Annotated in this window: 9 protein-coding genes; 5 read left to right on the plus strand and 4 right to left on the minus strand. The window is 74.1% G+C overall.

Annotated elements, in window-relative coordinates; translation table 11 throughout:
* The coding region (locus tag ACFXA3_RS27555) for a DUF5133 domain-containing protein (RefSeq protein ID WP_385191110.1) at positions 1-257 on the minus strand (257 nt) is incomplete at its 3' end.
* Between the two features lie 393 nt (positions 258-650).
* Here ACFXA3_RS27555 and ACFXA3_RS27560 point away from each other — a divergent pair.
* Positions 651-1,025: a hypothetical protein gene (locus ACFXA3_RS27560; RefSeq protein WP_385191097.1), complete on the plus strand. Its 375-nt coding sequence runs from the start codon at positions 651-653 to the stop codon at positions 1,023-1,025.
* A gap of 77 nt (positions 1,026-1,102) precedes the next feature.
* On the opposite strand, the gene ACFXA3_RS27565 is transcribed toward ACFXA3_RS27560, so the two are convergent.
* From ACFXA3_RS27565 to ACFXA3_RS27575, 3 genes are all read right to left on the minus strand, one after another.
* Complete coding sequence (locus tag ACFXA3_RS27565; protein WP_385191099.1) at positions 1,103-1,477, minus strand: PRC-barrel domain-containing protein; 375 nt, start codon at positions 1,475-1,477, stop codon at positions 1,103-1,105.
* 103 nt (positions 1,478-1,580) lie between these two features.
* The gene (locus ACFXA3_RS27570; protein ID WP_385191100.1) at positions 1,581-2,282 is read right to left on the minus strand and encodes a ribonuclease H; all 702 of its coding nucleotides are present in this window, start codon (positions 2,280-2,282) and stop codon (positions 1,581-1,583) included.
* Positions 2,283-2,479: 197 nt separating this feature from the next.
* Complete coding sequence (locus ACFXA3_RS27575) at positions 2,480-2,716, minus strand: hypothetical protein (protein ID WP_385191102.1); 237 nt, start codon at positions 2,714-2,716, stop codon at positions 2,480-2,482.
* A gap of 115 nt (positions 2,717-2,831) precedes the next feature.
* Between ACFXA3_RS27575 and ACFXA3_RS27580 the strand changes: the two genes are divergently transcribed.
* The 4 genes from ACFXA3_RS27580 to ACFXA3_RS27595 all read left to right on the plus strand — a co-directional run bounded on the left by ACFXA3_RS27580 (position 2,832) and on the right by ACFXA3_RS27595 (position 7,775).
* On the plus strand, positions 2,832-3,401 hold the full coding sequence (locus tag ACFXA3_RS27580; RefSeq protein WP_385191103.1) for a hypothetical protein: 570 nt from the start codon (positions 2,832-2,834) through the stop codon (positions 3,399-3,401).
* A gap of 98 nt (positions 3,402-3,499) precedes the next feature.
* Positions 3,500-4,864, plus strand: coding sequence for a pyridoxal phosphate-dependent decarboxylase family protein (locus ACFXA3_RS27585; protein WP_385191105.1), 1,365 nt, complete (start codon positions 3,500-3,502; stop codon positions 4,862-4,864).
* A 125-nt stretch (positions 4,865-4,989) separates the two neighbouring features.
* Entirely contained in the window at positions 4,990-6,210 is a 1,221-nt protein-coding gene (locus tag ACFXA3_RS27590; protein ID WP_385191106.1) for a hypothetical protein, read from the plus strand.
* 260 nt (positions 6,211-6,470) lie between these two features.
* Positions 6,471-7,775, plus strand: coding sequence for a ferric reductase-like transmembrane domain-containing protein (locus ACFXA3_RS27595; protein WP_385191108.1), 1,305 nt, complete (start codon positions 6,471-6,473; stop codon positions 7,773-7,775).
* Positions 7,776-7,945: the final 170 nt, after the last annotated feature.

The following is a 7,945-nucleotide window of genomic DNA, read 5'->3' on the forward strand; positions in this document are numbered from 1 at the left end:
GGCGGGGGCGTGCGCCCCCCCGCCCGCCCCCCGCCCGTGTCGGCGCGGTCCGCTGCCGCGTCCGGCCGGGCGGCGCTCATCCGTTCCCGGGCCGAAGCCAGTGCGGCGTCGACGTCCCGGGTCCCGGTCGACACGCACAGCGTGTAGACCACGTCCTCCAGCCGCTGCCGCACCGCGTCCTGACGGTCTCCGGCCCGGAGCTGCGCCACCGTCTCGTACTCCTCCACCAGACGCGCCAGCACCGCAGGGTGAGCCATCAGCACGATCTCTCTCCTTCACACGTCGCCTTCACGGGGCCGGGACGCCACCTGCGCGTCGTGTGCCCCGCGCCGGGCGTCCCATGCGCCCCACGCGTCGTACTGGCCTGGAGTGTGCGGTGGTTGCGCCGGAAACCGGCGCCGCGCCCGGCCCGGGCTCACACCCCGGCCGTGTACCGCCGCCCCCGGATCCCGACGGGCGGCTCCGCCCCCGGGAACGACTGCTCGCCGCCACCGCGCGGACGAGCGGCACTCCGCTGGTGCGGTCCCGCACCACGGGCTCCCCCGTCGCCGCCTCCACGGCGGTGACCAGGAGCCGCTGCCGCGGCCGGGCGTCCGCGCCGATGAGCGCGCCCGCCCCGCGATCAGCGTCCGCTCGGCGTCGGGGCCGGCGTGGTCGAGCGCGATCCGCCCCACGCGGCGGCGGGCCTCCCCGGGATCCGGTGCGGGCTCGCCCAGCACGGCGAACACGGACGCCACCGGCGCGCCGTCCACCGCGCGCACGGGGGCCGGCTCCCGCGGGGGCCGGGCGGGGTCGGCGAGCCGGCCGAGGTCCTGACCGGTGGTCAGCGGCGCGCCGACGATCGCACCGGCCGACGTGCCGACGGCCAGGTCCGCCTCGCCGAGGTCCACCCCGTGGCCGCGCGGTCCGCCGACGAGCCCGGCCATCCAGGCCGTACCGAGGACGCCTCCCGGTCCCCGTACGAGTGCCCGGTCGTGCGTGTCTCCGGTCCCGGCGTCATGGGTCCCGGTCCCGTCGTGAGGTGATGATCAAGACGGCCTCACGCCAGGACCTCGACACAGCCTGAGGTCAAGGGGTTTCAGGGGCTGCGGGGCTCCGCCGGTCAGACGGGGCCCGGTCCGAACGGTCCGCCGATGCCGTAGCCGTAGTACGTACCGATGTCGCCGCGGTATCCCGGGTCCTGGAGGTGCTCGTCGCGGTGGAACTCCGGAGCGTTCTTGATCTGCTCCTTCGTCCGGTCGACGTAGATCCTCTCGTCGTCCGCGTCGATCCGGGAGACGGTGCCGGCCGGGAGGAGGACCTCCTTGCCGAAGATCCACGGACCGGTGTCCACCACGATGTATGCGGAGCCGGCCTCGTCGGAGTGCTTGTCCACCTTGCCGATGCCTCCGTCGACGGCTTCCACCTTGAAGCCCGTCAGGTCGATGCCCTCCGGACGGACCGAGCTCTCGCGGTAGCCCCACACGTTCTCCGTCATGAAAATGCCCTCCACGGTGGTTGGGTCGGATTCTCGTGACGGCGCGCCTGCCCCTCGGACGCGGTCTCACACCCTCCACCCGGCAGGCGCCCTCCGCCCGCCGCTACGCGGGTGCGTCGCTCGCCACGGGGTCGGCGCAGCCCGGGTGGCCCCAGCGGGTGCCGAGCTTGCTGATCTGGTCACCGGCCGCGTACGACCTCCCGCAGGGGCAGCTGCCGGGGAACTTCGCCTTGATGGAGCCCCGGCCGCGCGCGGGCTTCCTGGTTCCGGCCGTGCTCGCGGGCTTGGTACGGGGCGCGGAGGCACGGGCCGGAGCGGGCACGGGGAGCGACGCGCTGCCGAGGGCCGTGCCGGCCGCCTCCTGGCTGACGGCGGCGTCGCTGGCGGCCTGGTCCGCGATGGCGTTCAGCAGGTCGCCGTCCGCGCGGTGGGCCGGAACGTAGCGGAATTCGACGTCCCGGTCGGCCAGCAGCGCGTCGATCCGCTCCACCAGCTCCCGGTTGGCGACGGGCTTGCCGGCCGCGGTCTTCCACCCGTTGCGCTTCCAGGCCGGCAGCCACTGGGTGACCGCCTTCATGGCGTACTGGGAGTCCATCCGGACCTCGACGGCCGTCCCGGGGGCCAGGGACTCCAGCAGCCGCTGGAGGGCCGTGAGCTCGCCCACGTTGTTGGTGGCCCGGCCCAGCGGCCCGGCCTCCCAGCGCTCGGGGCGGCCCTGCGAGTCGGCGATGACCCACGCCCAGGCCGCGGGTCCGGGGTTCCCCTTCGCCGCGCCGTCGCAGGCGGCAATGATGCGATCAGACATCCCCCGATCATGCACCACGGCCGCCCCGGAGCGAATTCGGCTCCGGGCGGGCGGCGGACCGCTCCGCCGCCCACCCGTACGAGGCCGTCCGCTCCGTCCGCTCCGTCCACGGCAGCGCGAACCGCCCGGTCCGCGGGGGAATCGGACATCGGTCCGACGGAGTGCCGGGCGGCGGGCCGGGCCGGCACCGCGGAACTCTAGTGCGGCGTCCAGCTGAACTTGCCGCCGCCGACCCACCGCACGACGTCCAGGTCGTCGAGGTCGTGGATCGGGATCCCGGCCTCCGCGGCGATCAGCAGCACGTCCGTCATCGACGTCGCCCTGCCGGTGAACTCTCCGTCGACCTCCACGATGCGAAAGGGCGGATTGCCCGGTTGAACGCCCAGCACGGTGATCCGCGCCGGGGAGATGTGAGGTGCCGAGCCTTCGGTCATGGGCAGACGGTTCCACGCCGGGGCCGGTGAGGGGCGCGGCGACACGCCCGCACGGCGTTCGTGCCAACAGGTGGTCGCAGGTGCCGGGCCCTTCCTGCCGCGGTACGGGTAGGTCATGGCGCAGAAGCGGGACAAGGCGAGTGACGGGGCCGACGGGCGGCCGAGGCAGCGGGGGGCCACGTCCGCCGCGCTCGTGGGGGCGCTGATCGGCGCCCTGGCGGGTCTCACGGGAAGCACGCTGGCCTTTTTCGAAGCCAAGGACACGCACAGCAGCGAGGCCGCCGCGCGGCGGGCGGACATCCGGCGGGCGGCCTACGTCGAACTCTCGGCGAGCACGAACCGGTACGTCCAGCAGTCCACCCGGCTGCTGCAGACGAGCCTGGACCCGGCCAAGACCGCGGACGACAGGCAGCGCGTGCTCGACGACGCGTACGCGCCGGCCAACACGGAACTCGCGCAGGCCCTCACGACCGTCCGCCTGGTGACGACGGACGAGGGCAGGCGGGACCTGGAGAGGGTCGGAGCCCTCTCCACCCGGGTGGGAGAGCTGGCGACGGCCCGGGTGACCCATGGCCCCGAGGGCGTCGACGCGGACAAGACCGCCTCCGCGTTCACCGAGGCGGTGGACCGGCAGCTGGCCGCGTTGCAGGCGTTCCTGGACCGGGCCGCCCGCGACGCCCTGTAGCGGGCTGCGCCCCGGGAGCGGCGGGCTGCGGACCGCGGGCTGCCGATTGCGGGCTGCGCCGATTGCGGGACGGCGGTGACGGTCGCATAGTCCGAGGTATGGACGCGCGCGAGAAGGCGCTCCGACGGGCGTACGCGCATGCCGCCCGGTGGCTGGCGAGCCTGGACGACCGCCCGGTTCCCGCCCGCGCTTCGGTCGACGAGATCGTGCGCGCGCTGGGTGCCGGGCTGCCCGACGGTCCGAGCCAGCCGGCCGACGTCGTCGACCTGCTGGCCACTGCCTGCGAGCCGGGGCTCACCGCGTTCCCCGGCGGGCGCTTCTACGGGTTCGTGATCGGCGGCACCGAACCGGCCGCACTGGCCGCGGACTGGCTGGTCAGCGCGTGGGACCAGAACTGTGTGATGCGCGCCGTCTCGCCCGCGTACGCGGCGGTGGAGGACATCGCCGGCGGATGGCTGCTCGATCTGCTCGGGCTGCCGGGTGACGGCGCCGTCGGGTTCACCACGGGCGCCGCGATGGCGAACTTCGCCTGCCTCGCCGCCGGGCGCGACGCGGTGCTGCGCAGGGCGGGCCGGGACGTCGCCCGCGACGGTCTCGCGGGCGGGCCGGCGGTGCGCGTCCTCGTCGGCGAGGAGCGCCACGTCACCGTCGACCTGGCGCTGCGCCATCTCGGGCTCGGCAGCCCGGAGCCGGTGGCGGCGGACGGTCAGGGACGCATCGTGCCGCAGGCCCTGCGGAGCGCGCTGGCGGCCGGCGGTCCGGGGCCGACGATCGTCGTCCTGCAGGCCGGGGACATCCATTCCGGCGCCTTCGACCCCTTCGCCGAGGCGGTCCGCGCCGCCCGCGAGGCCGGGGCGTGGGTGCACGTCGACGGCGCGTTCGGGCTGTGGGCGGCCGCCTCGCCGCGGTACGCACACCTGACGGCGGGCTGCTCGGACGCCGACTCCTGGGCGACGGACGCCCACAAGACCCTGAACGTGCCCTACGACTGCGGGCTCGCGATCGTGCGCGACCCGACCGCGCTGCGGGCCGCGATGGGCGTGCACGGCGACTACCTGATCCGGCACGAGCACGGCGACCCCAGCGACAAGGTCCCCGAACTCTCCCGGCGCGGCCGGGCCTTCACCGTGTGGGCCGCGCTCAGGTCCCTGGGCCGGTCGGGGGTGGCCGACCTCGTCGAGCGGCTGTGCCGGCACGCCCGCGCGTTCGCCTCGGGCATCGCCGCGATCGACGGCGCGACGGTCCTCAACGACGTGGTGTTCACCCAGGTGTGCGCCGGGTTCGGCGGCGACGAACGCACGGAACGGGTGCTCGCCCGGCTGCTCGCCGACGGCACGGCGTGGATCAGCGGCTCGACGTGGCGCGGCCGCCGCGTCATGCGGATCTCGGTGAGCAACTGGTCCACGACGGACGAGGACGTGGCCCGCACGCTCGCCGCGATCCGTCGCGCGGCGGCCGGCTGAGGGCGCGGTCCGGGTGCTGCGGGTCCGCGGCGAAGCCCCTGGCCGGCGGGCCACACGGGGGACCTGCCGTGCGCCGTCGGGGCGTCCGGCCGCGGCCCGGCCGGGCGTTGGCCAGACTGATCCCGATGACCGCCACGACGGAAGCCGCCGGACCGTCCCACCTCGGCCGGTGCCGGGCCCTGCTGCCTCCGTTCGTCGCCTGGCTGGTCACGAACCTCCTCACCTGGCCGGTCGCGGCGGCTTCCGTCGCCGGTGACGGTTCCGCCGTGCGGTACTGGTCCACGGACAGCCGCCGGCGCTGGGATTCCGAGCACTACCTGTCCATCGCCAGGGCCGGGTACGAGATGTTCCGGTGCCGGGAGCGCTACCCGGACTTTCCGGACGTCGTGTGCGGGAACGTCGCCTGGTTTCCCGGGTATCCCATGGCGATCCGGGCGCTCTCCGCCACCGGGCTCGGCTACGAGAGCGCGGCCGTCGTCATCTCGGAGTCGTCGCTGTTCGGGATGTTCGCGGTGCTGTGGTGGCTGCTCGGCGCCCGGCTTACCCGGGCCACCGCCCTCACCCTCGCGATCGCCTGCGTCTTCCCGGGCGGCATCTACTTCCACGCGGTCTTCCCGATCGCCACCGGGACGCTGGCCCTGCTCGTGTGCGTCGTCGGGGTCGGGCGCGGCTCCTGGGTGATCGCCGCCGCCGGTGGTTTCGTCGCGACCTCCTGCCATCTCGTGGGGGCCGCCGCCGTCGGGATGCTGCTGCTCAGCGCGTTCTTCGCGTGGCGGGGGGACACGTGGCCGGTCCGCTTCGCCAAGGCCGGGTCGTCGGCGGCGCTCGCCGCGTGCGGCGTGCTCTGGGCCAAATGGCTGATGTGGCAGGCCACGGGCCACTGGAACGCGTACGAGATCATCCAGGCGTCCAGTTACGGGCAGGGCGGACTGCGCCGGCCCTTCGCCGAAATGGCGAAGGCCTACGCTTTCCCGTTCAAGGACTGGTACACGCCCGAGGGGCGCCTGCCGTGGCTGGTGGAGCACGCCCTGACCGCACACAGGACCCAGCTCTGGCTCAACGTCCTGTTCATCCTGCTCGTCGTGGCGACGGCCGCGGTCCTGCTCGTCCGCGACCACCGGCTCGACGTCGAGGAGTGGGCCGCTCTGATCCTGACGGTGACGATCTTCCTGCTTCCGTTCTTCGCCGGCGCGGAGATGTCGTGGTACCGCAACCATGCGCAGATGTTCGTCGGACTCGTCCTCGTCCGGCGCATGTCCCGGTGGGTTCAGGTACCGCTGCTGCTGCTCTGCTCGGTCCAGTACGTCCTCCTGGCGTCGATGTTCTTCGCTGGGGTGCTGGTGTGAAAGCGCAAAGACTTCCCCAAGCTCCGATCGCCAGGGTGCCGCGCACCCTCCCCTCTTGGGTGAACATGTCGTAGATATACGGACATACCGCACAAAACCCTTCGCGTGACCGACCTCATTCTGTGTGCATCGCCATTGCTCGCCCCGATTGCGTTTGCGCATAGTTGCCGGTGCTATGCCCCAGCAGCACCGAGCGAAACGGACCTTGGCATGACCTTCCCGCCCACTCCGCCACACGCTCCCGGCCCGGGGCGGCGCAGATGAAGACCGCGTCCGAGCGGCTGCGCGCCGGGCTGGCCGCCGGTGCGGTCGCCGTCACCCTGCTGTGGGCCGCCCAGGTGCACCCCTCCGCCCGGCCCGACGAGCTGATCGGAGCCGCCGCACACCTCAGCGGGCTCCTCGCCGGCTACGGCATCCTCGTCATGCTCTTCCTGATGGCGCGCGTACCGGCCGTCGAACACGGGGTCGGCGCCGACCGCCTCGCCCGCTGGCACGCTTTCGGCGGCCGCTGGGTGCTGGTCCTGTGCGGTGCCCACGGGCTGTTCGCCCTCGTCGTGTACGCCCTGCGCACCGGCACCGACCTGCTGACCGCCACCGGGGCCATGTTCCGCTACCCGGCCCTCATCGCCGCGTTCGCGGGCGGCGCCCTGCTGGCGGGCGCGGGCCTGTTCTCCGCCCGGGCCGTGCGCCGGCGGGTCCCGCACGAAGCGTGGCGCGGCATCCACCTGCTGACGTACCTCGCCGCCGCGCTGGGCTTCGTCCACCAGCTGGCCGGCCCCGATGTCGCCGTCACCTCGTTCACCGTCTGGTTCTGGGCCCTGCTGCACACCGTCGTCGGCGTACTGCTCGCCTGGTACCGCGGGATCGTCCCGGTCCGCCAGGCCCTGCGGCACGGACTGCGCGTCGCCACCGTCCGGCACGAGGGCCCCGGCGTGGTCTCCGTCACCATCGAGGGGGACAGTCTCCGCGAACTCCGGGCCGAGCCCGGCCAGTTCTTCCGCTGGCGGTTCCTGCGCGGCGGCCTGTGGCACACCGCCCTGCCGTTCTCGCTCTCCGCGCCCGCCCGCGACGACCGCCTGCGCATCACCGTGAAGTCGCTCGGCGGGCACTCCCGCAGGGTCCGCGGGCTGCGGCCCGGCACCCGGGTCCTGGCGACCGGCCCGTTCGGCGCGCTCACCGGGCGGCGCCGTACCCGCCCCAAGGTCCTGCTGATCGCCGGCGGCATCGGCATCACACCGATGCGCGCCCTCTTCGAGTCCCTGCCCGCGAGCCCCGGCGACCTCACGCTGCTCTACCGCGCGGGCGACGCCGGCCAACTGGTCCTGCGCGAAGAGCTGGAAGCCATCGCGGCGTCCCGCAAGGCCGCACTGCACTACCTGGTGGGCCGCTCCGACGCCGCGTACGACCCGCTCGCGCCCCAGGCCCTGCGCGCGCTCGTGCCCGATCTGTCCGACCGTGACGTCTACCTCTGCGGGCCGCCCGGCATGGCCGACGCCACGACCGCGTCACTGCTCCGGGCGGGCGTGCCGTCCGCGCGCATCCACTCCGAGTGCTTCACCTACTGAGGACCCCGACTCCCCGATGAACCAGTACTCCACGCCCCCGGGGCCCGACCGCCTGCCGCCGCCCGGTCCGGGCTCCGAGCCGCAGCCGCGGGCCCGCCGGGGGGGCGCCCGGGCTGGAACCGGTAGAAGGGCCCGAAGGGCTCGACGAACGCACCCTCGGTCTCGCAGAC

It is taken from the genome of Streptomyces sp. NPDC059456 (assembly GCF_042750055.1).
Taxonomy (GTDB): Bacteria; Actinomycetota; Actinomycetes; order Streptomycetales; family Streptomycetaceae; genus Streptomyces.

What these genes read in the sequence shown, in the direction of transcription:
- ACFXA3_RS27565 (WP_385191099.1), bottom strand. Translation starts at nt 1,477, where the DNA reads ATGACGGAGAACGTGTGGGGCTACCGCGAGAGCTCGGTCCGTCCGGAG.
- ACFXA3_RS27570 (WP_385191100.1), bottom strand. Translation starts at nt 2,282, where the DNA reads ATGTCTGATCGCATCATTGCCGCCTGCGACGGCGCGGCGAAGGGGAAC.
- ACFXA3_RS27575 (WP_385191102.1), bottom strand. Translation starts at nt 2,716, where the DNA reads ATGACCGAAGGCTCGGCACCTCACATCTCCCCGGCGCGGATCACCGTG.
- ACFXA3_RS27580 (WP_385191103.1), top strand. Translation starts at nt 2,832, where the DNA reads ATGGCGCAGAAGCGGGACAAGGCGAGTGACGGGGCCGACGGGCGGCCG.
- ACFXA3_RS27585 (WP_385191105.1), top strand. Translation starts at nt 3,500, where the DNA reads ATGGACGCGCGCGAGAAGGCGCTCCGACGGGCGTACGCGCATGCCGCC.
- ACFXA3_RS27590 (WP_385191106.1), top strand. Translation starts at nt 4,990, where the DNA reads ATGACCGCCACGACGGAAGCCGCCGGACCGTCCCACCTCGGCCGGTGC.
- ACFXA3_RS27595 (WP_385191108.1), top strand. Translation starts at nt 6,471, where the DNA reads ATGAAGACCGCGTCCGAGCGGCTGCGCGCCGGGCTGGCCGCCGGTGCG.